Annotated in this window: 18 protein-coding genes and 1 pseudogene; 15 read left to right on the forward strand and 4 right to left on the reverse strand. The window is 58.3% G+C overall.

What is annotated here, in order from left to right; all coding sequences use genetic code 11:
- Nucleotides 1-986: 986 nt before the first annotated feature.
- Nucleotides 987-3,452, reverse strand: coding sequence for a methyl-accepting chemotaxis protein (locus tag ACZ1HA_RS12630; RefSeq protein WP_472714121.1), 2,466 nt, complete (start codon nucleotides 3,450-3,452; stop codon nucleotides 987-989).
- 123 nt (nucleotides 3,453-3,575) lie between these two features.
- Nucleotides 3,576-4,232 (reverse strand): GntR family transcriptional regulator, encoded by a 657-nt coding sequence (locus ACZ1HA_RS12635; protein ID WP_472714122.1) that lies wholly within the window; start codon nucleotides 4,230-4,232, stop codon nucleotides 3,576-3,578.
- 135 nt (nucleotides 4,233-4,367) lie between these two features.
- On the opposite strand from ACZ1HA_RS12635, the gene dctP reads away from it, so the two are divergent.
- The 5 genes from dctP (at nucleotide 4,368) to ACZ1HA_RS12660 (ending at nucleotide 10,059) form a co-directional block, all read left to right on the forward strand.
- Nucleotides 4,368-5,354, forward strand: a complete 987-nt coding sequence (dctP, locus tag ACZ1HA_RS12640; protein ID WP_472714123.1) for a TRAP transporter substrate-binding protein DctP — start codon at nucleotides 4,368-4,370, stop codon at nucleotides 5,352-5,354.
- A gap of 64 nt (nucleotides 5,355-5,418) precedes the next feature.
- Nucleotides 5,419-5,967 carry a TRAP transporter small permease gene (locus tag ACZ1HA_RS12645; protein ID WP_472714124.1) on the forward strand — a complete coding sequence of 183 codons (549 nt, stop codon included), beginning with the start codon at nucleotides 5,419-5,421 and terminating at the stop codon, nucleotides 5,965-5,967.
- Complete coding sequence (locus ACZ1HA_RS12650) at nucleotides 5,967-7,283, forward strand: TRAP transporter large permease (RefSeq protein WP_436398797.1); 1,317 nt, start codon at nucleotides 5,967-5,969, stop codon at nucleotides 7,281-7,283. Before ACZ1HA_RS12645 ends, ACZ1HA_RS12650 begins: the two co-directional genes overlap by 1 nt.
- Nucleotides 7,280-8,545: a malonyl-CoA decarboxylase gene (locus tag ACZ1HA_RS12655; protein WP_472714125.1), complete on the forward strand. Its 1,266-nt coding sequence runs from the start codon at nucleotides 7,280-7,282 to the stop codon at nucleotides 8,543-8,545. The genes ACZ1HA_RS12650 and ACZ1HA_RS12655 overlap by 4 nt, the downstream gene beginning before the upstream one ends.
- On the forward strand, nucleotides 8,542-10,059 hold the full coding sequence (locus tag ACZ1HA_RS12660; RefSeq protein WP_472714126.1) for a malonate--CoA ligase: 1,518 nt from the start codon (nucleotides 8,542-8,544) through the stop codon (nucleotides 10,057-10,059). The genes ACZ1HA_RS12655 and ACZ1HA_RS12660 overlap by 4 nt, the downstream gene beginning before the upstream one ends.
- A 40-nt stretch (nucleotides 10,060-10,099) precedes the next feature.
- On the opposite strand, the gene ACZ1HA_RS12665 is transcribed toward ACZ1HA_RS12660, so the two are convergent.
- Both ACZ1HA_RS12665 and ACZ1HA_RS12670 read right to left on the reverse strand, forming a co-directional pair.
- Nucleotides 10,100-10,720 carry a ferric reductase-like transmembrane domain-containing protein gene (locus ACZ1HA_RS12665; protein ID WP_472714127.1) on the reverse strand — a complete coding sequence of 207 codons (621 nt, stop codon included), beginning with the start codon at nucleotides 10,718-10,720 and terminating at the stop codon, nucleotides 10,100-10,102.
- Nucleotides 10,721-10,730: 10 nt separating this feature from the next.
- Nucleotides 10,731-11,219: a twin-arginine translocation pathway signal gene (locus ACZ1HA_RS12670; protein ID WP_472714128.1), complete on the reverse strand. Its 489-nt coding sequence runs from the start codon at nucleotides 11,217-11,219 to the stop codon at nucleotides 10,731-10,733.
- 274 nt (nucleotides 11,220-11,493) lie between these two features.
- On the opposite strand from ACZ1HA_RS12670, the gene ACZ1HA_RS12675 reads away from it, so the two are divergent.
- The 10 genes and pseudogenes from ACZ1HA_RS12675 to ACZ1HA_RS12720 all read left to right on the forward strand — a co-directional run bounded on the left by ACZ1HA_RS12675 (nucleotide 11,494) and on the right by ACZ1HA_RS12720 (nucleotide 22,898).
- The gene (locus ACZ1HA_RS12675; protein ID WP_472714129.1) at nucleotides 11,494-12,492 is read left to right on the forward strand and encodes a Gfo/Idh/MocA family protein; all 999 of its coding nucleotides are present in this window, start codon (nucleotides 11,494-11,496) and stop codon (nucleotides 12,490-12,492) included.
- Nucleotide 12,493: 1 nt separating this feature from the next.
- On the forward strand, nucleotides 12,494-14,065 hold the full coding sequence (locus ACZ1HA_RS12680) for an acyl CoA:acetate/3-ketoacid CoA transferase (RefSeq protein ID WP_472714130.1): 1,572 nt from the start codon (nucleotides 12,494-12,496) through the stop codon (nucleotides 14,063-14,065).
- Between the two features lie 5 nt (nucleotides 14,066-14,070).
- Nucleotides 14,071-14,834: pseudogene (locus ACZ1HA_RS12685) on the forward strand (enoyl-CoA hydratase/isomerase family protein).
- Nucleotides 14,831-16,354, forward strand: coding sequence for an aldehyde dehydrogenase family protein (locus ACZ1HA_RS12690; RefSeq protein ID WP_472714131.1), 1,524 nt, complete (start codon nucleotides 14,831-14,833; stop codon nucleotides 16,352-16,354). The pseudogene ACZ1HA_RS12685 and the gene ACZ1HA_RS12690 overlap by 4 nt, the downstream one beginning before the upstream one ends.
- Before the next feature lie 67 nt (nucleotides 16,355-16,421).
- Entirely contained in the window at nucleotides 16,422-17,660 is a 1,239-nt protein-coding gene (locus tag ACZ1HA_RS12695; RefSeq protein ID WP_472715328.1) for an ABC transporter substrate-binding protein, read from the forward strand.
- A 68-nt stretch (nucleotides 17,661-17,728) separates the two neighbouring features.
- Nucleotides 17,729-18,646 (forward strand): carbohydrate ABC transporter permease, encoded by a 918-nt coding sequence (locus ACZ1HA_RS12700; protein WP_436398791.1) that lies wholly within the window; start codon nucleotides 17,729-17,731, stop codon nucleotides 18,644-18,646.
- Nucleotides 18,646-19,527, forward strand: a complete 882-nt coding sequence (locus ACZ1HA_RS12705; RefSeq protein WP_375230202.1) for a carbohydrate ABC transporter permease — start codon at nucleotides 18,646-18,648, stop codon at nucleotides 19,525-19,527. Before ACZ1HA_RS12700 ends, ACZ1HA_RS12705 begins: the two co-directional genes overlap by 1 nt.
- A 4-nt stretch (nucleotides 19,528-19,531) precedes the next feature.
- On the forward strand, nucleotides 19,532-20,647 hold the full coding sequence (locus tag ACZ1HA_RS12710; RefSeq protein ID WP_472714132.1) for an ABC transporter ATP-binding protein: 1,116 nt from the start codon (nucleotides 19,532-19,534) through the stop codon (nucleotides 20,645-20,647).
- Nucleotides 20,647-22,143 (forward strand): FAD-dependent oxidoreductase, encoded by a 1,497-nt coding sequence (locus tag ACZ1HA_RS12715; protein ID WP_472714133.1) that lies wholly within the window; start codon nucleotides 20,647-20,649, stop codon nucleotides 22,141-22,143. Before ACZ1HA_RS12710 ends, ACZ1HA_RS12715 begins: the two co-directional genes overlap by 1 nt.
- Nucleotides 22,140-22,898, forward strand: coding sequence for a 3-ketoacyl-ACP reductase (locus tag ACZ1HA_RS12720; RefSeq protein WP_472714134.1), 759 nt, complete (start codon nucleotides 22,140-22,142; stop codon nucleotides 22,896-22,898). Before ACZ1HA_RS12715 ends, ACZ1HA_RS12720 begins: the two co-directional genes overlap by 4 nt.
- Nucleotides 22,899-22,904: the final 6 nt, after the last annotated feature.

The raw sequence follows: 22,904 nt of genomic DNA on the forward strand, positions 1-22,904 counted from the left end.
GCTGTCGTTTCGGCACGGAGAATTTTTTGAGTGAGAATTCTGCGTCGGGAGACTGACTGGTGTTCTGTCTGCATCCTCACATCCCGGCTCCCATTTTTCAGGAAGGCAGAGGTTGGGGGCATGCGGGACCGACTGCGCATTTTGCATTTGGCATCTGCCTCGTCGACAGACTTTCCGGCAGGACCAATTGGAAAAAATGTGACTTCCATCCAGCTCGCGCAGACAAATGGGAATGCTGCCTTGCACGATGACTTCGGTTCCTTTGTTCTTCTTCCGCTGGTATTGGTGTTCAGGTGACCCGCTGGTTTTCCTGGCGTTACGGGATGTGATGCCGGCCATTTCTGCGGAGTCCGGATCATGTTGGTTCCTACCAGGGTTAAAGATACTGCAAACAAGCCTTCGTCCCAACTTGTCGGCAGAAAGGCAGACTGAGTTCACCCGGCATTCAAAAGGCTTTCCATCCCCTGCTTTGCAGAAGATGTTTATTGTATGCTCATCATCGAAAATGCCATCCGGCCATTCCGAGGGTGCAGCCAATTCCCAAAGTGTTCCAACCGGGTCTGCGCTCAATGGGTTTTCGCGACAATCGGCTTCCCCCTAACCAGACCAAAAAGGTCGTGGAGAGCGTGGTTATAGTAAATGGTTCCAACGACCTCATTCGCTTCGGACAGAAGGCCAACGATTATCGGGTTAGTTAACCGGTCCAGCAGCCGTTTTTCAAATTGGTCAAAGTTCATTGCCGCCTCTGATCTTCGTCACTTCTCACCCACACCTGTCGGGCGTGAAATGAGCAGCTCAGTTTGAGCTCGCAACAAAGTTAAGCTTCGTTTCTCTCGGTCACACCACTGCGCCATGTGTCGTTCTTAGCGATTTCGGCCCTGCACCTAAATAAGTGAGACCTTGAAGAAGGGCATCGGAGGCACAAACCCACGGAGGAACAAGGCTTGCCGCCCCCTGATTCCATAGTACCTCAACAAAAAATTTTTCTATGCGGCCCCCTTCGACTGGTGATCTGCCTCTTCGAAAGCAACGTTGTCGCTAATCGAGAACCGCTGAACCTCACTGGTCAATTTGTCGGAAACGACCGACAGATTCTGACTTGCGGCAGTCGTCTCTTCAAACATAGCGGCGTTTTCCTGCGTGACCTGATCCAGCTGGTTCATCGCAGAATTGATTTCCGCGATACTCTGAGACTGTTCTCCGGAAGCGTTGGCAATCTGGACCACGTAACCTGACACGTCAGATATAGAAGAGATGATGCGCTCCAGTGCTTCGCCGGCGTCGCCAACCAGTTTAACCCCAAGGTCGACACTTTCCGTCGAAGAACTGATAAGTGATCCGATTTCGCTTGCTGCTTCGGAGGACCGCTGCGCAAGAGCACGTACTTCAGAGGCGACAACCGCAAATCCTCTCCCTGCGTCGCCGGCCCTCGCGGCCTCAACACCCGCATTCAGTGCAAGCAGATTGGTCTGGAACGCAATGTCGTCGATGACCTTTACGATAGAAGATATCTCTGAAGAACTCTCAGCAATCTGACCCATGGCCGAGACTGCGTCACGAACTACTTTCCCGGATGACTGAGCGTTGTCCTGAGCCGCACTTACGACAGAGTTTGCATTTTTCGCACCTTCGGCAGAATTGCTAACAGATGCGGAAATCTGTGAAACCGCCGCAGCCGTTTGCTCCAGCGTTGCAGCCTGGCTTTCTGTGCGCTTGCTCAGTTCATCAGCGGCAGCCGCAACCCCTTTGATTTCTGTTCTGATGGTATCTGCGCTGGAAATCACTGAACCGATTGCATCTTCGAGACGATCAATTGCAGTGTTAAAGTCCTTGCGGATCTGGTCATTCGCTCCCGCAAATGCGGAGTCGATCCTCGTTTTCAGATCACCTCCGGCGAGAGACGCAAGCGCAGCGCTGAGCTCGCTGATCATTTCATTCTGTTCTTCTGCGAGGCGCTTGCGCTCTGCCTCTGCCGCGTTTTTCTGTACACGCTGCTCCGTCACGTCCGCCCCGATCAGAACGCTGCGCTTAAGAGACCCATCGTCCGAGAACACCGGACTAATTCCCCCGAGAATATTGGAAATAGATCCATTCTCCGCGCGCACTGCGAATTCCCGGAACAGCGGATCTGCCGGATCTGCCGGTTGACCGTCAGCAAAAACGGTTTCAGCAAAATTGCAGGACTTTTCCTTGCCGACCACGCCGGCAAGCTTCCGGAACGCATCATTTGCATCCAGCAGTTGCCCGTTGCTGCCAAATTCAGCACGCGCCTGATTTGTATCGAGCGATTCCATGATTGCCGCGTTCAGGCGTTCCTCGCTGACATCGGACCATTCGACCACAAAACCGATCGTTGCGCCCTCTTCATCCCGGATCGGGGACGCAGTCAGCACCAGCGTGACTTCATCAAGTTCAAGGGCCGAGGAAAGACCACCTTCCTGGGTAGCCGCAAGATCCTCCGGCGACATACCGCTTTTGCGCATGAGACCGTCAATACGCTGACCGCTGAGTTCGGCGGCATCGAGGCCTGCGTCCAGTTTCAGCATCGCTGAGCGATGTGTCCCGAGCAGTTCAACTGCTGCCGGGGAGGCGTATAGCACCCCGTAGTCAACTGAGGTAATCATCACCGCTGCCGACCCGGAATCGAGTGCCGCACTTTTCATGGCCGCATCCTTGCGTGTCGCCTCTGAGGCTTCAAGCTGGTCACGGAATTCTTCCAGCGTTCGCGCAACAATGCCGATTTCATTGCCCCGACGATACTTTGGCACTTTAATAGTGTAGTTGCCTGCGGCAACTTCCCTCATCGCGGCAGCGATCGCCAGAAGCGGGCGAGCCACTGTTCGTTTTATCAGGAAGCCGACCACGATCAGCATCAGCGTACCGACACCACCAGCCAGCATCAGAGAGGCCCTGTTCTGTTCCCGTGCAGCTGCGAATAACACATCCGTCCGCCAATCGAGCGCGATAACACCGATCACTGCGGCGTCTTCACCAAAGAGGACAGGGACGGCAAAAACCAGGTTTTCCAGATCAGTCTGCGGCGAGCTGTTCTGCAGCGCGAGGCTGGCCGCTGCTTGAAGATCGGCTGAGGTGCTTCCGGCCACCAGTTGCTCAGAGACAACTTCGCCTGCGGAATCAAGGATGATCGCGCCCGAAGCACTGCCCTGCAATCCGTCCAGCGTAGACTGCAGTATGACATCAAGATCGTCTGTTTTCCGGAATCTGAGCGCCGGACCGCTGCGTGCGCCGATCTGTTTGACAACTTCCGCACCGATCTTGGCAATCGAATCCGTCGCAATCGTCTCAGAGGCCTGCATGGATTTAAATGTGACAAGCCCGATGGTCAGCGCAGTGGATAACGCCAGCGCAACAAGACATTTCAGATAAATGGAATCCGGTGGACGCCAGAAACGTCGGGCAGATTTCTGCGGCTGCTTTTTCTGGGTCGTCATGATTTCGGTCTCCGTATCGCGGCTGGAGCACCGATTTTCACAGATAATAATTAGAAAAGGCTGAATGCCCGTGCTGATCCTCCGCATTTTCTGCAGAAGCGACCTGCACCACAAAGCCGGTTGTCAGGCAGCATCTGTCCTGAGGCTTGCCATGAGATGGTGGAACTTCTCCCCCTGAACCGCAACGTGATCCCTCACGACCCCGGCCGCGCGCGCCCCGTCTCCCTGCCCGAGAGCGGCGACAATCTGTTCATGTTCCTTCATCGACTGGTTCAGCCGGCCGCGCAGGCGCAACTGCGTGCGTCGGAAGGGCTGCAGCCGTCGCTGGAGCCTCAGACATTCCTGCTCCAGAAAACTGTTACCGGATTCGCGGTAGATAATGGCATGGAACGTTTCGTTTTCTCTGTAGTAGAGATCCGCGTCCTGTGCCTCGACCGCGGCCAGACACCTTGCGTTGGTTTCCTTGAGACTTGTGATTGCATCGTCCGATATACGCGATGCGGCCAGCCTGGCGCTCGCGGCTTCCAGCTCCGCCATGACCTCGAACATTTCGATGAGTTCAATCGGTCCCGGCTGTCTGACAAAAACACCCCGCCTCGGAAAGTGTTCTACCAGCCCGGACTGCGCGAGCCGCAGCAGAGCTTCGCGGACCGGTGTTCTGGAGACACCGAATTTCTCCGAAAGCTGAACTTCGTCAAGGCGTTCGCCGTTTTTGAAAGTGCCTGCAAAAATCAGCTCCTCGAGCTGATCTGCAATGATATCTGACCGCTTCCGTTCCATAGATTCAGAATAGCAGGGCACCTTGATGCACGCAAGATACCCATTCTTGTATACAAAAATGTTGACTTGATACACAAGTACTGCATCTTAACCCCCAGATCCGACCGAGAGTCGGGAAAGTCAGGGAGGACTGAAATGAAACCGAAAAGCATCGCCACCTGGGCTGCAGCAGCCATTCTTGCAACTTCTGTTGCAGCGGGGGCCACCGAACTGCGCCTGTCGCATCAGTGGTCGACAGCCGATGTGCGCCACCAGGTTGCACAGATCGTCGCGGACGAGGTCGCCGCAGCGGATGTTGATCTGGAGATCAAGATTTTTCCGTCAAAATCACTGTTTAAACCGCGTGAACAGTACAAGCCGCTCAGCCGCGGCCAGCTCGACATGACGGTCTTTCCGCTGAGCTATGCGGGTGGTCAGCAACCCGCGTATAACCTGACGCTGATGCCCGGTCTGGTGAAAAACCACGACCACGCTGCCCGTCTGAACGAGAGCGAATTCATGGGTCAGATCGAGGAGATCATGGCAGATGACGATGTCATGGTCCTGGTCCACGGCTACCTCGCAGGTGGCTTCGTAGGAAAAGACAAATGCATCACCGCGCCTGGTGACGTGCAGGGCCAGCAAACACGTGCGGCAGGTAAGGCATTCGAACAGATGCTGGCCGGTGCAGGTGCGTCAATTGCGTCGATGGCGTCGTCTGAGATTTATAACGCGATGCAGACCGGTGTTCTGACAGCTGCGAACACGTCGTCGTCGTCCTTTGTGAGCTACCGGATTTATGAGCAGGTCGCCTGCTATACCCCGGCCAGCGATTTTGCCCTTTGGTTCATGTATCAGCCTCTGCTGATGAACAAATCCACCTTTGACGGCTTGTCCGCAGAACAACAGCAGGCGCTGATGGATGGTGCGGCGAAAGCTGAAGCATTTTACCTTGAAGAGGCCAAGAAGCAGGACGCGAATTCGGCCAAAATTTTCGCCGACAATGGTGTTGAAATTGCACAGATGAGCCAGGACGAATTCGACGCCTGGCGCGCGCTGGCGCAGGAAACTTCATATAAGAAGTTCATCGAAGAAACGCCCGGCGGGCAGGAACTGCTCGATATGGCGCTGTCTGTCGACTGACCCGACGAGCGGGGCAGAAAAACAACTGCCCCGCTTTCCACTGTCCCCTGATCAGGAGGCCGCGATGGCAGGCCAGAGCTCTGCGAGAGTTGCTCATACGGGCAACAACCCTTTTCTGCGCTTTGTCGCGGCAATCTCGACACTGGCAGGCTGGTGTTCTGCGGCGATGATCGTCGCTGCCGTGGGCATAACCTGCCAGATGATCTTCATCCGGTTTGTTCTGAACGGATCAACCGTCTGGCAGACCGAAGCCGTGATCTATCTGGTTGTTGCGGCCACCCTGATCGGGTTGCCCTACGTTCAGCGCCTGCGGGGCCATGTAAATGTGGACCTCATCCCGCTGGCGCTGCGTCCCGGTGCCAGAAAGGTCCTGGCGCTGATCACACTGTCGCTGTCCATACTCATCGTCGGGGTCATGCTCTTTTACGGGTACGACTACTGGCATTTCGTCTGGGAGCGCGGATGGCGCTCGGACACGGTCTGGGGCGTTCGCTTGTGGATCCCTTACCTGTCGATCCCCATTGGCTTCGGGCTTTTGCTATTGCAGCTGGTCGCAGACCTGGTCGCCGTGATCACTGGCATAGATAAACCTTTCGGACTGGAGGACAGCTGATGGATCCGCTGCTTCTTGGCGCAATTGTTGCCGTCGCCACCATTTGTGTCCTTTTTTCCGGCGTCTCCGTCGCGCTGGGCCTTCTGATCGTTTCCGCCGGTTTTCTGATGATCTTTGACGGGATGCGCTCGCTGGAACTGATGCCTGAAATCCTGTTTGGCAAGCTCGACAACTTTGCCCTGCTGTCCATCCCGATGTTCATCATTATGGGGGCGTCTATTGCTTCCACGCGCGCCGGCGCGGACCTTTATGAAGCGCTGGAGCGCTGGCTGACCCGGGTGCCCGGCGGGCTTGTGATCTCAAATCTCGGTGCCTGTGCACTCTTCTCGGCGATGTCCGGTTCCTCACCCGCAACATGTGCCGCTATCGGCAAAATGGGCATCCCGGAAATGCGCAAACGGGGGTATCCGGATGCCGTCGCCGCAGGCTCAATTGCTGCCGGCGGTACGCTTGGCATTCTGATCCCTCCTTCGGTCACTATGATTGTCTACGGGATCGCAACCGAAACCTCGATCGGCCGGCTGTTTCTGGCCGGGGTGTTCCCCGGGCTGATGCTGGTGGGCCTCTTCATGGCGTGGTCGCTCTATTCCACCTGGCGCTCCGGGGATGCCTCGGTACTCGCCTCAACGAGCTACACCTGGCGCGAGAAATTCGAAATCCTGCCACGTGTCCTGCCCTTCCTTGCGATCATCGTGGGGGTGCTCTACGCCATGTACGGCGGCATCGCGACACCGTCTGAAACGGCGGCCGTCGGCGCGCTGCTCTGCCTGGTGATCGCAATGGTTATCTACCGGCTCTGGAACCCGAAAGACCTCTGGGTGGTGCTGCGCGACAGCACAAAGGAAAGCGTGATGATCCTCTTCATCATCGCGGCAGCCGGCGTCTTCAGCTACATGCTTTCGTCCCTTTTCATCACACAGGCTATTGCTGAATGGATCGGCACGCTGGACGTCAACCGCTGGGTTCTGATGGGCGCAGTCAATGTCTTCCTGCTGATCGCCGGCTTCTTCCTGCCGCCGGTTGCCGTGATCCTGATGGCCGCGCCGATCCTGCTGCCGATCATCACGTCAGCAGGGTTCGATCCGATCTGGTTTGCCGTGGTGCTGACGATCAATATGGAAATAGGCCTGATTTCACCGCCTGTCGGGCTGAACCTTTATGTGATCAATGGCATCGCGCCGGATATATCGCTCAAAACGATCCTGCGCGGGTCGCTACCCTTTGTGGCCTGCATGATCATTGCGATCGTTCTTCTTTGCCTGTTCCCCGGCATCGCAACCTGGCTGCCGGATACCGTGATGGGAGCGTCCCGGTGACAATGCTGGCCGATCTGCTGTCAACCGTCTTTGAACGGCGGATGAGGTTTCTGCCGGGAGCGGCAGCGGACGATCCGCGCAGCACCGAAGACCTTGCAGCAGCGCTCGTCGGGACGGACGGCGAGATTTCCGGACAACAACTGGGCCGTATCATTCTCGACCGCTACGCCGGTATGGATCCGGCAGGCAAAAGGGCATTCTTTGATCATCTTGCGCACGCGATGGATTTTGATCCCGGTGAGGTGCGCCGCGCACTCGCCGCCTGGGAGGACAGCCCCGACAAAGACACTTACAGGCGCTTTACGACGGCCGCAGAGCCCCCGCGGCAGGAACTTATCCGGCGCCTGAACCGTGTGCCCCAGGCGACCGGGCAGCTTGTCGCGATGCGGGCTGACCTGTTGTCCACGGTAAAAAATGATCCGGCTCTGGCCGCACTGGACTACGATTTCCAGCACCTGTTCAGTTCCTGGTTCAATCGCGGCTTTCTTGTATTGCGCCCGATCAGCTGGGAAAGCCCCGCGCATATCCTTGACCGGATCATCGCATATGAAGCCGTGCACGCGATTGACAGCTGGGATGACCTGAGACGTCGGCTGGAGCCACCGGACCGGCGGTGTTTCGCGTTTTTTCATCCGGCCATGGCAGATGAGCCGCTGATCTTTGTCGAAGTTGCCCTGACCCGCGGTATCCCGTCGTCGGTACAGGACCTCCTGTGCGAAGACCGTCAGGCCATTCCGGCAGCAGAGGCAGATACCGCCGTCTTTTATTCCATCTCCAACTGTCAGGCGGGGCTTGCAAACATTTCGTTTGGCAACTCGCTGATCAAACAGGTGGCCATGGACCTTTCGCTGGAACTGCCGGCCCTGCGGCAGTACGTGACGCTGTCGCCGATACCCGGGATGGCGGCTTGGCTCGATCAACAGCGCGTTCCGCCGGAAAGCCTCGATCCTGACAGGACGCAACAACTGGCCGCCTGTTACCTGATGGATGCCAAAAACCACCGTGGGCTGCCCCTTGATCCGGTTGCGCGGTTCCATCTGGGCAACGGTGCGATGATCCACCGGGTGCATGCAGGGGCAGACGTATCGGACAAAGGCATGCGCCAGTCGCATGGCGCCATGGTCAATTACCTTTACGATCTGACAAAAGTGTCCCAGAACCACGAAAACTATGCCAATGCAGGCACTGTCGCCGCCTCGCCGGACATCCGGTCACTGGCGGCGCTGGGACGCAAACTTCTTCCGGAGGGAGCAGGATCATGACCAATGTTCTGTTCGACACGCTGTTTGGAAAACACGCAGGCCAGACAACACCTTTTCTGATATCGCCCGATGGATCCATCCTGACACACGATGGCTTTCTTGGCATGGCCGCGCAGTTTGCCCATGCCATTACCGGGGCCGGGCTGTCGGCCGGTGACCGTCTTGCGGCCCAAGTGGGCAAATCGCCCGAGGCACTGGCGCTTTATGCGGCCTGTGTGCAGGCCGGTGTCATCTTCCTGCCCCTGAACACGGCTTATACCGCGCGAGAACTTACTTACTTTATTGAAGACAGCGGCGCCGGGCTCGTCGTCTGTGACGGTGCTGACCTTGGGGGCATCCGGGAAATCTGCGCTGGAGTGAATGCCCGCGTCGAAACACTGAACGGTGATGGCAGCGGGACACTGGCTGACACGGCGGCTGCCTTGCCTGCTCGGTTTGAAACGGTACCGCGTCAGGGTTCGGACCTGGCTGCCTTCCTCTATACCTCAGGCACCACCGGCCGCTCAAAAGGCGCCATGCTGACCCAGGATAATCTTCTGTCAAATGCGCTGATGCTCGCAGATTTCTGGGAATTTGATGCGTCAGATGTTCTTCTGCACGCTTTGCCGATTTTTCATACCCACGGATTGTTTGTCGCCACCAATGTGATGCTGGCCTCCGGCGGCGCCATGATTTTTCTGCCACGTTTTGATCAGGACCTGGTCATTGCGCATCTGCCGCAGGCCACAACGCTGATGGGGGTGCCGACTTTCTACACCCGTCTTTTGTCAGATGAACGTTTCACCCGCGCGCTGACATCGCATATGCGCCTCTTTATTTCCGGCAGCGCGCCGCTGCTTGCCGAAACGCATGTGCAGTTTGAGGCCCGCACCGGGCACCGCATTCTGGAACGCTACGGCATGACAGAAACCAATATGAACACCTCAAACCCTTATGATGGCGAGCGGCGCGCGGGAACGGTCGGCTTTCCGTTGCCGGGCGTAGAAGTCATTGTGACCGATCCTGCCACCGGTCAGCCTGTTGCGCCGGATGTTGTCGGGCAGGTCGAGGTCCGGGGGCCCAACGTTTTTCGCGGATACTGGCAGATGCCCGAAAAAACAGCCGCAGAACTGCGCCAGAACGGATTTTTCATCACAGGCGATCTTGGCCGGTTCGATACTGACGGTTACCTGCACATTGTCGGGCGGGATAAGGACCTGATCATCTCGGGCGGGTACAACATTTACCCCAAAGAAATCGAGATGGTTCTCGATACGCAACCCGGTGTGCTGGAAAGCGCTGTGATTGGTGTCCCGCATGCAGACTTCGGCGAGACGGTGCTCGGGCTGATCGTCCCGGCACCCGGCAAAACGCCTGACCTGGACAAAATCGCGATGGATGCGGCGCAGGAGCTGGCACGTTTCAAACACCCGCGCGAGCTGGTGCTGATCAGTGAATTACCGCGTAACACAATGGGCAAGGTGCAAAAGAACATCCTGCGCAAAAAGTTCGCAGACCATTTTGTCGCCGCCTGATGCAACAGGATCCTGCTGCTGGCCCACCTGACTGATGGGATCAGTTGCGCAGGAGCACGCGCAGGGCGGGCAGACCGAAGCGGTACAACGCACGCAGACCGAACACCACAACTGCAACACATAAAACGAACCGCGAAACGGGCTCCATCGTTCCCTCAATCAACAGAGCATGTGCCACGGTGCCCGCAATGACGACCAGCACGAGCGAGAGGTGCAACAGACGCCAGATATGGGGTCGGAAAGCGGCCCGGCGCCGCATCGCAGCTACCGCGCCAGTGGCAAAAAGAGCCCACATAGCGATGACACCCCAGACCGAAAACGGCGTTGGCGAGGCAAAGAGCAGCGCGTCGACTACATCCGGGGGGCTGGTAATCCAAAGCCCTGCGACATGCAGAACCACAGATGCAATCACCAGGCTGCCTGTCCAGCGGTGAACTAGGCGCCCGGCCCTGCCCGTCAGGAAAGCAAGATCACCCCCGACCAGCAGCGGCTGGAACATCAAAAGCGTAAGCGCAAGAATGCCCCCAAGCCCGGCAGCGATATAGATGGGATCGCGCCACGCCAGCAACGGGCTTGTCACAGCAAAACCAACCGGAATGAGCGCAAGTGCCGCGAACCCGACCCAAAGGGTGAACCCACGCAGCAGGGTCGGATTGCGCATCTGCCTGCTCTCAGACCGGTTCCAGAACAAAATGGGCTTCGAGCGTTTTATCCGCAGCACTGGCCATCACTGGTCTGAGGAAAACAGTCTGAAAATCTTCACTGTCATAGGCGAGATGCCCATGCGGCTGGCCAAATGCCGGCACGATCTGCGGCATCTCAAGACGAAAATTGCCCTCTGCATCCGTCAGTGTTGCCCCGTGGCTCTGCGGGTCCCGCTCATGACCTTCGGTTGTGTGCGCCCAGATCTGTATACGCTGACCCGCCAGCGGCATGCCATCGCCGGCCCGTCGTACCGTGCCGGTCATCCAGAACCCTCCGTTGCCGATCCGTTCCACGATGGGCGCGCCGGGTCTGTAGTTATTTGAGCCGCCGCGCATCGAACGTGTCGGCTTCAGGCCCGCGGCCCGGGCGGGAACAGCAAGACCGGCACCGCCTGCTGCGATGGCTGAACCGGCAGCCGCAATCATGGTTCGTCTGGTAATCAGTTTTCGCTGCATTCGAAATCCTCCTGACCTTTGCGAAATATCTGGGGTTTCCCGGGCTGTTCTCAAGAGCAAATTGCGTTGTCACGATCACAAGAACCTAAGCACAGCCTAAGGCGTAGGGTGCATACACATTTCCTTTTCCGCTTGAGGGACGATGCGCAGAAGCAGATTTCCTACAGAGGCAATGCCGGTAAAACTACAGAGGCAATGCCGGTAAAAAAGTCTGTTGACCTTTTGGAACGATCCATATTAGGTTTTGGAACGATCCAAAATTTGGGGAATCATCGTGAAGTGGGCACTGGTCGGCGCGAGTACAATCGCATCACAACACATGATCGGCGCAATCCGCGCGCAGCGGGGACACAGCATCGCATCCGTGCTGAGCAGCAGCAACGAGCGCGGCCGATCCTATGCCGATGCGCATGAAATTCCACGGGCCTTCACTGACCTGAACGAACAGCTCAATGATGATGTGGACGCCGTCTACATCTCAACAACCAACGAAAAGCACTTCCCCCAAGCGATGGCGGCGATTGAAGCCGGCAAACATGTGCTTTGCGAAAAGCCACTGGCAATGAACGTCGCGGACGCTGTGGCCATGGTCCGTGCGGCCGGTGAAAAGGGTGTGACTTTTGCCACCAATCATCACTTGCGGAACGCCGGATCGCATCTGAAGATCCGTGAACTGATCACCCAGGGCCGCATCGGGACCGTTCAGGCTGTCCGCGTTGCACATGCTGTCTATCTGCCGCCAAATCTGCAGGGCTGGCGCATCGACAATCCCGGAGCGGGTGGCGGGGTCATTCCGGACATTGTCGTACACGACGCTGACACGGTCCGGTTTCACCTGGACGAAGACCCGGCAGAGGTCGTCGCCATCGAGCGTTCGGAAAGCCTTGGGCGCGGTGTCGAGGATTCAGTCATGAGCGTCTGGCAGATGCCGTCCGGCGTCACGGTGCAGACACATGAAGGCTTCACGATCCGACACGCCGGAACGTCTTTTGAGGTCCACGGCACAGAAGGGTCAATTTTTGCAAAAGGCGTAATGACACAACGCCCGGTCGGCGAGATCAGGCTGCAGACGGAAACCGGCAGCGAAGACATCAGCTTCAGCGACCACAACCTTTATGAGCGGGCTGTAGGATTGTTTTCAGAGGCCTGCGCAGGCCGTGGCACGCCGTCTGCGACCGGGGAGGATGGGGTGAAGTCTCTGGCCGTTGCGGCCGCCGTCAAAGAGGCCGCGACCCGGGGCACCGGGGTCGCTGTCGACTACGGAGGCATCTGAGATGAGCAAGGTCGTCACGTCCCGGGACGCTGTGGCCCGGATAGAAGACAACGCCGTTGTCACGGTTTCATCATCGTCCGGTCTTGGGTGCCCGGACCTGGTGCTGCGCGCTCTTGGCGAACGTTTCAAAGATGAAGGCCACCCGCGCAACCTCACAACGCTGCATCCGATTGCCGCCGGCGACATGTATGGCATCCGCGGCGTCGATCACATTGCCCAGGACGGGCTATTGTCCCGCATTCTCGCCGGTTCGTACCCCAGTGGCCCGTCTTCGAAAGAGATGCCCGAAATCTGGAAGATGATCGTAGAGGACAGGGTTGAGGCCTATAACGTGCCGTCCGGTATCATGTTTGACATGCACCGTGACGTGGCAGCGCGCAAACCGGGTGTTTTCACGCAGGTCGGTCTGGAAACCTTTGTCGACCCCATACGCGAAGGTTGCGCCATGAATGAACGTGCCGCAGCGGCACCGATTGTACACCGCCACGAGCTTGCCGGTGACACATGGCTGCACTTTCCGAATATCGTACCGGACGTGGCCATCATCCGCGCGACAACCGCTGATGAAACCGGCAACCTGACCTTTGAGCACGAAGGCGCGACGCTTGGTGCACTGGAGCAGGCGATCGCGGTGCGAAACCACCGAGGGCTGGTGATTGCACAGGTCAAACGGGTCACTGCGGCCGGGTCACTGCGTCCACACGACGTGCATGTACCGGGCCACCTTGTCGATCTTGTTGTGATCGACCCCGATCAGAAGCAGACAACCGAGACTGTGTATGACCCGGCCATATCCGGCGAAATCATGCGCCCCTGGGACAGCTTTTCACTGGCGGACCATGGGATCGAGAAAGTGATTGCCCGCCGTGCCGCGATTGAGCTGTCGCAGGGACAAAGCGCCAACCTTGGTTTTGGCATCTCGGCGAATGTCCCGCGCATTCTGCTGGAAGAAGGGCATGCACAGGCTGTCACCTGGGCCATTGAACAGGGTGCCGTCGGCGGTGTCCCTCTGACCGGTTTTGCCTTTGGCTGCGCTTCCAATGCGGATGCTATTCTGCCCTCACCAGCGCAGTTCACCTATTTCCAGGGAGGCGGATTTGATGTGTCTTTTCTGTCCTTCCTGGAGGTCGATACAGACGGCAATGTCAACGTCTCAAAACTGGGTAAAAAGCCATATCTGACAGCGGGTTGTGGCGGCTTTGTGGACATAACGGCCAACGCACGAAAAATCGTGTTCTCGGGTTATTTTGAGGCGGGTGCGCAGCTTGAGCTCACGTCTGACGCACTGCGTGTCACGCAAAAAGGCAAATTCACAAAAATGGTCGACGCGGTCGAGCATGTGACCTTTGCCGGCAGGCGCGCGCGGGCGCGGGGACAGGACGTCCTCTATGTTACCGAACGATGTGTTATGCGCCTTGATGATGACGGCCTGGTCGCCACCGAAATCATGCCCGGCATTGAAGCCGAAGCAGACATCGTCGCGGCCTCCGAAGGGCGGGTCAGGGTTTGCGGCAACGCTTCGCATATGCCTGTCTCAATCCTGTCCAAAGGACCGATGGGGCTGATACTGTGAGCACCGTGCATCTTGAAATTTCCGGCAGCGTTGCCGAGGTCCGGCTGTACAACCCGGCAAAGCTCAACGCATTGACCATGGACATGATCGATGCACTTGATACGCATTGCGGCGTGATCGAGAAGACGAGGACCGTCCGGGCGGTGCTGTTGACAGCAACCGGCGACAAGGCATTCTGCGTCGGCGCAGACATCCGGGAATGGGGTTCGCTTGATGCACGGACCTTTGCCCGTGACTGGGTGCGCAGAGGGCATCGCGTCTTTGACCGTATCGCACGCCTGCCTGTACCTGTGATCGGCGTGCTGTCCGGCCATGCGTTCGGTGGCGGTCTTGAGCTCGCAGCAACCTGTGACCTGCGCATCGCGACACCCGGTGCGACATTCGCGCTGCCAGAGACAACGGTTGGCATCGTACCAGGCTGGTCAGGCACACAACGCCTCGCACGGCAGATCCCCCTGCCCTCCTGAAAGAAATGGCACTGACCGGCGCTCGGATCACCTCGGAACGGGCATTTGCGACCGGTTTCCTGAACGGCGTTGAGGACGACCCGCGCGCCGCCGCCTTTGAAATCGCTGACAGGATTGCCAGCAACGCACCGCAGGCAACTGAAACCGCGAAATGGCTCATATCAGCAGCACTTGAGGAAGACGGTGCCGCAGCAATTGAGGCCCTCGCGGGTGCGGCTATGGCCCCAACCGCTGAAAAAGCCGAAGGCGTGGCTGCCTTTGCAGAAAAACGAAAAGCCGATTTTGGAAAGGCCCCGTCATGACCGAGCATGACCTCACCCTGATTGCGGGCGACAGCAGCGCGCCAGCGGATGAACCGCTGGAACTGCACCATCTGATTGATGGTACCTGGATTGACTCCGCAGACGGTGAAACCTTTGAGCGCCACTCACCCGCAACTGGTCAGCTCGTCAGCCGAGCGGCACGGGGTGGCACGGCAGAGACAGAAGCAGCGATCAAGGCCGCCCGTCAGGCATTTGACGACCGGCGCTGGAGCGATGTTCCCGGAGCAGAGCGCGCAAAGCTGCTGAACCGAGTTGCCGATCTGATCGACGCGAACCGCGCCCGTATCGCGCGGCTGGAAACGCTGGAAAGCGGCAAACCGATCTCTCAGGCCGAGGCCGAGATCGAGGGCGCGGCAAATATCTGGCGCTATGCGGCAACGCTCGCCTGGAACATCCGGGGGCAAAGCCAGAATGCGCTGGGTCCGGAAATGATGGGAATGGTGCTTAAGGTGCCGGTTGGTGTGGTTTCCATCATCACACCCTGGAATTTCCCGTTTCTGATTGTGTCCCAAAAGCTTCCGTTTGCGCTCGCTGCCGGATGTACAGCGGTGATCAAACCATCTGAGATGACTTCATCGACCACGGTTCTGCTGGGGCACTTGCTTGTTGAGGCAGGGCTTCCCGCCGGTGTTGCCAACATCGTGCTGGGCTACGGTGATCCTGTCGGAGCGCTGATGACGACGCATCCGGATGTCGACATGGTATCATTCACGGGCTCCACGGTTGTAGGCAAAGCCATCGTCGCATCAACTGCGGGCACGCTGAAAAAAGTTTCGCTGGAGCTCGGAGGGAAAAACCCGCAGGTCATCTGTGCCGATGCCGACCTTGACGAGGCCGCGGACGCGATTGTGTTCGGCGTGTATTTCAACGCAGGTGAATGCTGTAACTCCGGCTCCCGCATCATCGTTCACGAAGACGTCGCCGAAGCGCTGAACGAAAAGATCGTAGCGCTGTCGCGCAAAGTCCCCTTTGGCGACCCATTGCATCCGGATACAAAAGTCGGTGCGATTATTTCGCAGGCGCATCAGGACAAAATCGACAGGTACGTGCGCGAAGCCGCCGATGCGGGTGCAACCGTTCTGCTGGGTGGTGCGGCCCTGGCTGTCGATGGACTGAGCGGCACCTTCTACCAGCCGACGGTCGTCTCGGGTGTCAAAGAGACAATGCCGATCGCAACAGAAGAAGTATTCGGTCCGGTTCTTTCCGTGCTGACCTTCCGGACACTGGATGAGGCGATAGATCTGGCCAATAACGCGTCCTACGGGCTGTCTGCCGGGATCTGGAGCGAAAACGTTCACACCTGTCTTGAATTTGTGAAGCGTGCGGAAGCCGGAACGGTCTGGACGAACACCTGGATGGATGGCTACCCTGAACTCCCGTTCGGCGGAGTCAAGGAGAGTGGCCTTGGCCGCGAACTCGGCTCCGGCGGGATAGAAGAATTTCTGGAATTAAAAACTGTTCAGATGCGTATTGGCAAATCGCGCCAAAAATGGGTCTGATACCAAATGCGCGGAAGCTGATGCGCAACATGCATGATCATAAGGGAGGAAACCCATGCGTGACTTTATGAAACTGACGACTTCCACACTGGCGGCGCTTGCCTTCAGCGGAACCCTCGCAACCGCGGGTGACGTTGAAGTGCTGCACTGGTGGACATCAGGCGGCGAAGCTGCTGCTCTGAACGTGCTCAAAGGAGACCTGGAAAATCAGGGGATTGGCTGGCAGGACATGCCTGTTGCCGGCGGTGGCGGCACCGAAGCGATGACCGTTCTGCGTGCCCGTGTGACAGCAGGTGACGCACCTACGGCCGTTCAGGCTCTGGGTTTTGACATCCTTGACTGGGGTGCACAGGGCGCTCTTGCGGATCTCAACGAAGTTGCCGCCAAAGAAGGCTGGGACGATGTGGTACCTGCTGCCCTTCAGGCATTCGCCAAGCACGACGGCAAGTGGATTTCGGCACCGGTAAACGTGCACTCCACCAACTGGGTCTGGGCCAACAAAGCCGTCCTCGATGCAAACGGCATCGCCGTTCCGCAGACATGGGACGAATTCACAGCAGCTGTTGAAAAACTGTCAGCCGCAGGTGTGACGCCGATCGCCCACGGTGGTCAGGCATGGCAGGACGCAACCGTTTTTGACGCGGTGGCGATGTCCACGGGTGGTCCGGATTTCTACAAAGCCGCTTTCATCGACCTGGATGAAGAGGCGCTGGGGTCTGACACCATGAAGGAAGCCTTCGACCGTATGGCGTTCATCCGCGCCAATGTGGACGACAACTTCTCCGGCCGTGACTGGAACCTTGCAACTGCGATGGTCATCAACGGCGAAGCCGGTTTCCAGATGATGGGTGACTGGGCCAAAGGCGAATTCCTGAACGCGGGCAAGACGCCGGGCGAGGACTTCCTCTGCTTCCGCTTCCCCGGCACACAGGAGCAGGTCACCTTCAACGCGGACCAGTTCATGATGTTCGACCAGGGTGGTGTTGTCTCTGACGAGCAGGCTGCACTGGCCAGCGCGATCCTGTCGCCATCCTTCCAGTCGGCGTTTAATGTCGTGAAAGGCTCGGTGCCTGCGCGTACTGACGTCTCGAACGAAGCGTTTGATGCCTGTGGCAAGCAGGGCATGGCCGATCTCGCCGCAGCGGCGTCCTCGGGCAACCTCTTTGGCTCGATGGCCCATGGTCACGCGAACCCGGCATCCGTGAAAAACGCGATCTACGACGTCGTGACCGCTCATTTCAACGGCGAATATGACAGCGCAACCGCTGTCGAAGAGCTGGTCGACGCGGTTTCCATCGCTCAGTAACCCAGCCGGCGGGCGGCCTGCGGGCCGCCCCCATCTGTCTCATTTCATTTTCACCGGGGGGTGTCGCCATGTCGGATCGTACGCAGGCGGATTTCCAGACGCGCCTGCAGAACTGGCTGCCAAAGCTTGTCCTGTCGCCGTCTCTCGCCATGATTTTCGTGTTCGTCTACGGGTTTATCCTGTTCACGGTTTACGTGTCCTTCACCGACAGCCGGATCCTGCCCTTTGTCGGCAAAGGCGGCCAGCCGGCCTATGACCTCATTGGCCTGTCGAATTATCAGAAGCTCTTCAGCCTGTCCCACTGGGAAATCTCGCTGACGAACATGGCAATCTTTGCAGGCCTCTATATCGGCATCTGCTCTTTGATCGGTCTGATGCTGGCAATCTTTCTCGACCAGAAGATCCGCGGCGAGGGCCTGCTGCGTCCCCTCTACCTCTATCCCATGGCACTCAGCTTCATCGTGACGGGCACCGCCTGGAAATGGTTTCTGGACCCCGCCATCGGTCTCGAAAACATCGTCCAGGCCTGGGGATGGACCAGCTTCTCTTTCGACTGGATCAAAAACCGGGACTTTGCCATTTACACGGTTGTTCTGGCGGCTGTCTGGCAATCCAGCGGCTTCGTGATGGCGATGTTTCTGGCCGGCCTGCGGGGCATCGACAACGAAATCCTCAAGGCCGCGCAGATGGACGGGGCCTCGAACTGGAACCTCTACCGCCGGATCATCATCCCGCAACTGCGCCCTGCCTTCCTGTCGGCTTTCGTGATCCTGGCGCATCTCGCAATCAAAACATTCGACCTTGTGATCGCCATGACCGGTGGCGGGCCCGGCCGGGCCACCGAGCTGCCGGCGACGTTCATGTATTCCTACACATTCAGCCGCAACCAGATGGGCATCGGTGCCTCGTCGGCTGTGATCATGCTGATGACCATCGCGGCGATAATGATCCCTTACCTCTATGCTGAACTGAAGGAGAAGAAGTGATGGCTGTTGCGACGCAGGACTCCGCGATCCGCACAGGCCGGGTCACCCGCACGCTGATCTATCTCGTGCTCATCCTTTTCGCCCTGTTCTACATGCTGCCGCTCTATGTGATGCTGGTGAACTCGGTCAAACCACTCCCGGAAATCACGGGCGGTGGCATGATGTCCCTGCCTGATGTCTGGACGCTTGAACCCTGGCAGAAGGCCTGGTCTACCGCTCAGATCGGTGTCGAACCCACCGGATTGCGCCCCTACTTCTGGAACTCCATTTCCATGGTTGTGCCCGCGGTGGCGATTTCCACGGTGCTGGGCGCGCTGAACGGATACGTGCTGACCAAATGGCGTTTCCGGTTCGATACGATCCTCTTCGGGCTGATGCTCTTTGCCTGCTTCATTCCCTTCCAGATCGTGCTGATCCCAATGGCCGCGGTGCTCGGTTTTCTGGGGCTCGCAGGGTCCACTGCGGGACTGGTGCTGGTGCATGTGGTCTACGGCATCGGGTTTTCGACGCTCTATTTCCGCAACTATTACGCCGTTTTCCCCACCGAACTGGTGCGCGCAGCTCAGATCGACGGCGCAGGTTTCTTCCAGATTTTCTGGCGCATCCTGCTGCCCTCCTCCGGTCCGATCTCTGTTGTCTGCATCATCTGGCAATTCACCAATATCTGGAACGACTTCCTCTTTGGTGCCTCTTTTGCCAGCGGTGACGGTGCCCCGATGACAGTGGCGCTCAACAACCTCGTGCAGTCCTCCACCGGTGTGAAGGAATACAACGTTCACTTTGCAGGCGCCATTCTGGCCGCCCTGCCCACACTCCTCGTCTACATCGTCGCCGGTCGCTACTTCGTGCGCGGCCTCATGGCAGGCTCCGTGAAAGGATAATTCCATGGGCTTTCTTGATATTGATAACGCGACCAAATCCTATGGTTCGGTCGAAGTGCTCCACAAAGTCGACATCTCTGTCGAAGAGGGCGAATTCCTTGTCCTCGTCGGTCCCTCGGGCTGTGGCAAATCCACCCTGCTGAACATGATTGCCGGGCTGGAGGACATCACAAGCGGAACCATCGCGATCAAGGGGGCGCCGATGAACGGTGTCCACCCGTCCAAGCGCAACATCGCAATGGTCTTCCAGTCCTACGCCCTCTATCCGAACATGACCGTCGGGCAGAACATTACCTTTGGTCTGGAAATGCATGGCGTACCAAAGGCAGAACGTGAGGCTGCGATGGGCAAAGTCGCGGACATGCTCCAGATCGGCCAACTGCTGGACCGCAAGCCTGGTCAGCTCTCCGGCGGTCAGCGTCAGCGGGTTGCGATGGGGCGCGCACTTGTCCGCGATCCGGACGTGTTCCTGTTCGATGAACCGCTCTCCAACCTCGACGCCAAGCTGCGTGTGGACATGCGCACCGAGATCAAAAAACTGCACCAGCGCCTTGGGACAACAATCGTCTATGTGACGCATGACCAGATCGAGGCCATGACCCTGTCCACGCGCATCGCCGTGATGAATGGCGGGTATGTCCAGCAACTGGGCACGCCCAAGGAAATCTACGACACGCCAGCCAATCTCTTTGTCGCGACCTTTATGGGATCGCCTTCGATGAACCTGATCGACGTTACCATCCGGGCAGATGGCAACGCCGTCTACGCCGACACGACAGATGATCAGGGTGGCAAGATCAGTCTCGCCTTTCCGTCCCCCGGTGCCGCGCTGCGCGCCTTTGACGGGCAGACGGTCAAGCTCGGAATACGGCCCGAAGCGCTGACAGACGTGGATGGCGCTGACCAGCGTTCGTCGCATGTGGAACAGGTTCAAAACACGGTCACAGTAACGGAACCCGCCGGATCGGACACTTTTGTGACGACAACCATCGGCGGCGCGGAATGCGTGGGGCGGATGCGCTCGGATGCTGATGTGGCCCCCGGCAAACCCGCGACCTTTGCAATCAACATGGAAAAGGCCGTGGCCTTTGATCCGAAAACGGAAAACCGCATTTCGTAATGGACACTGACGTGCTCATCATCGGCTCAGGTATGGGGGGCGCCACCATGGCGGCAGGCCTTGCCCCGTCCGGCGTGCGCATCACCATCCTTGAGAAAGGGCACCCCATTGCCCCCTCGCCCGACACACGCGATGCCGCCGCCATTTTCGGGCGTGGCGTATTCCGCAATGATGAGACGTGGGACGACCCGTCAGGCACCGCGTTCAATCCGGGCAACTACTACAACGTCGGCGGCAATTCGAAGTTCTACGGCGCGGTCCTCTTCCGCTATCGCGAAGAGGATTTCGGCGTGCTCGAACACATGGGCGGCACATCGCCCGCCTGGCCTATTTCTTATGAGACGTTCGAGCCCTGGTACCAGAAGGCCGAGACGCTTTACGAGGTGCGCGGGTCAAGTGGAGAAGATCCGACAGAACCGGTGCATTCAGGCACATATGCTTTTCCACCGGTGCCGCATGAACCCGCGATAGCGGATGCGGCAGAGCGCCTGCAGCGCGTGGGCATGAACCCCGCGCATTTGCCGCTGGGCGTGGACATCGACGCGTGGCTGGCCGGTGGCGAAACCGGTTGGGATGCACATCCAAACACAGGGGATGGCAAGAAGGACGCAGAAAGCATCGGATTGAAAACCGCACTGCGCCACAACAACGTGCGTCTCGAAACCGGCTGTGAAGTCGCGCGCCTGATTGCTGGCAAAGACGGCAAAATCGATGCTGTCGAGTATCACCAGAACGGTTCGCTGCGCCGCATTCAGGCGAAAACCGTGGTGCTGGCAGCCGGCGCCGTCAGTTCCGCCGTGTTGCTGTTAAGGTCAGTAAATGAAAACTGCCCGACCGGGCTGGCCAACCGCTCCGACCAGGTCGGGCGCAATTTCATGAACCACAACACGCATGCAATGATGGCGCTGCACCCGCTGCGCCGGAATGCGTCCGTGTATCAGAAAACCCTGTATTTCAACGATTTCTACCTGCAGGGAGGTCCTGACGGCACGCCACTGGGCAATGTTCAGTTGCTGGGCAAGATCACTCCGGACATCCTCGCAAGCCAGGTCCCGCTCCCCGCGCCCCTGACCCGATGGATCGCAAGCCGGTCTGTTGACTGGTACCTCATGAGCGAGGACCTGCCTGATCCCGAAAGCCGCGTGACCGTAAAAGGCGACCGGATCGTTCTCGACTGGCGGCGCTCCAACTGGGAGGCGCATCTGCTTCTGGTGCGAGAGGTGCGCAGGCTTTTGCGACGCGCCGGCTGGCCTGTGCTCCTGTCCCGCGCATTCGACCGGACCGTGCCGTCTCATCAGTGTGGCACCGTTCGTTTCGGCCAGGACCCGTGCAAAAACCCGCTGGATATCTGGTGCCGCGCGCATGATCACAAAAACCTCTTTGTTGTTGATGCGGGCTTTCTGCCGAATTCTGCTGCCGTAAACCCCGCGCTGACAGTTGCAGCCCAGGCCCTGCGGGTCGCTGATCACATCAGATCAAAGGACCTTGCCGCATGAACGGGACAGCACTCATCACCGGAGGACAGCGCGGGATCGGGCTTGGCATCGCGCGCGCCCTCGACACCGCTGGTATGCAGGTGGTTCTGACCTCCGAGAAGGATGGCAATGATCCGGAGGTGCATACAGCACTGGCTCAGCTGAGCGACAGGGCGATGTATCTCGCACATGACCTCCGGCAACCGGAACGGGTCCGGGCCCTTTTCGATGCGGTTGAGGCGCGGGCGGGCGCAGTTACCTGCCTTGTGTCCAATGCCGGCGTGCCTGCTCCGGTGCGCGGTGACATGCTGGACGTGACGCCGGACAGTTTCGACTTTGTCATGGATGTGAACCTGAGAGGCGGGTTCTTTCTCGCCCAGGAAACAGCCCGCCGCATGCTGGCCGGAAAGACATCCACACCGTCTTCCATCGTTTTTGTCACCTCTGTCAGCGCGTCGATGGTTTCTGTTGAACGGTCCGAGTACTGCATCTCAAAATCTGCAGCCTCGATGATGGCAAGCCTCTTTGCCGCGCGGCTGGCCGGTGACGGTATCGGTGTGTTTGAACTGCGTCCCGGCATTATCGAAACGGACATGACCGCCGCCGTGCGCGACCGGTATGACCCGATGATTGCTGATGGATTTGTACCGGCAAAACGCTGGGGTCAGCCGGAAGATATCGGAAAAACAGTGCGAGCGCTGGTGAGCGGTGATCTGGCCTATTCGACGGGTTCGGTGATCCCCGTCGACGGTGGTCTGAGCATTCAGCGTCTTTGAGGGGAA

The organism is Roseobacter sp. S87 (genome assembly GCF_055693285.1).

What these genes read in the sequence shown, in the direction of transcription:
- ACZ1HA_RS12630 (WP_472714121.1), bottom strand. Translation starts at nt 3,452, where the DNA reads ATGACGACCCAGAAAAAGCAGCCGCAGAAATCTGCCCGACGTTTCTGG.
- ACZ1HA_RS12635 (WP_472714122.1), bottom strand. Translation starts at nt 4,232, where the DNA reads ATGGAACGGAAGCGGTCAGATATCATTGCAGATCAGCTCGAGGAGCTG.
- dctP (WP_472714123.1), top strand. Translation starts at nt 4,368, where the DNA reads ATGAAACCGAAAAGCATCGCCACCTGGGCTGCAGCAGCCATTCTTGCA.
- ACZ1HA_RS12645 (WP_472714124.1), top strand. Translation starts at nt 5,419, where the DNA reads ATGGCAGGCCAGAGCTCTGCGAGAGTTGCTCATACGGGCAACAACCCT.
- ACZ1HA_RS12650 (WP_436398797.1), top strand. Translation starts at nt 5,967, where the DNA reads ATGGATCCGCTGCTTCTTGGCGCAATTGTTGCCGTCGCCACCATTTGT.
- ACZ1HA_RS12660 (WP_472714126.1), top strand. Translation starts at nt 8,542, where the DNA reads ATGACCAATGTTCTGTTCGACACGCTGTTTGGAAAACACGCAGGCCAG.
- ACZ1HA_RS12665 (WP_472714127.1), bottom strand. Translation starts at nt 10,720, where the DNA reads ATGCGCAATCCGACCCTGCTGCGTGGGTTCACCCTTTGGGTCGGGTTC.
- ACZ1HA_RS12670 (WP_472714128.1), bottom strand. Translation starts at nt 11,219, where the DNA reads ATGCAGCGAAAACTGATTACCAGACGAACCATGATTGCGGCTGCCGGT.
- ACZ1HA_RS12680 (WP_472714130.1), top strand. Translation starts at nt 12,494, where the DNA reads ATGAGCAAGGTCGTCACGTCCCGGGACGCTGTGGCCCGGATAGAAGAC.
- ACZ1HA_RS12690 (WP_472714131.1), top strand. Translation starts at nt 14,831, where the DNA reads ATGACCGAGCATGACCTCACCCTGATTGCGGGCGACAGCAGCGCGCCA.
- ACZ1HA_RS12695 (WP_472715328.1), top strand. Translation starts at nt 16,422, where the DNA reads ATGAAACTGACGACTTCCACACTGGCGGCGCTTGCCTTCAGCGGAACC.
- ACZ1HA_RS12700 (WP_436398791.1), top strand. Translation starts at nt 17,729, where the DNA reads ATGTCGGATCGTACGCAGGCGGATTTCCAGACGCGCCTGCAGAACTGG.
- ACZ1HA_RS12705 (WP_375230202.1), top strand. Translation starts at nt 18,646, where the DNA reads ATGGCTGTTGCGACGCAGGACTCCGCGATCCGCACAGGCCGGGTCACC.
- ACZ1HA_RS12710 (WP_472714132.1), top strand. Translation starts at nt 19,532, where the DNA reads ATGGGCTTTCTTGATATTGATAACGCGACCAAATCCTATGGTTCGGTC.
- ACZ1HA_RS12715 (WP_472714133.1), top strand. Translation starts at nt 20,647, where the DNA reads ATGGACACTGACGTGCTCATCATCGGCTCAGGTATGGGGGGCGCCACC.
- ACZ1HA_RS12720 (WP_472714134.1), top strand. Translation starts at nt 22,140, where the DNA reads ATGAACGGGACAGCACTCATCACCGGAGGACAGCGCGGGATCGGGCTT.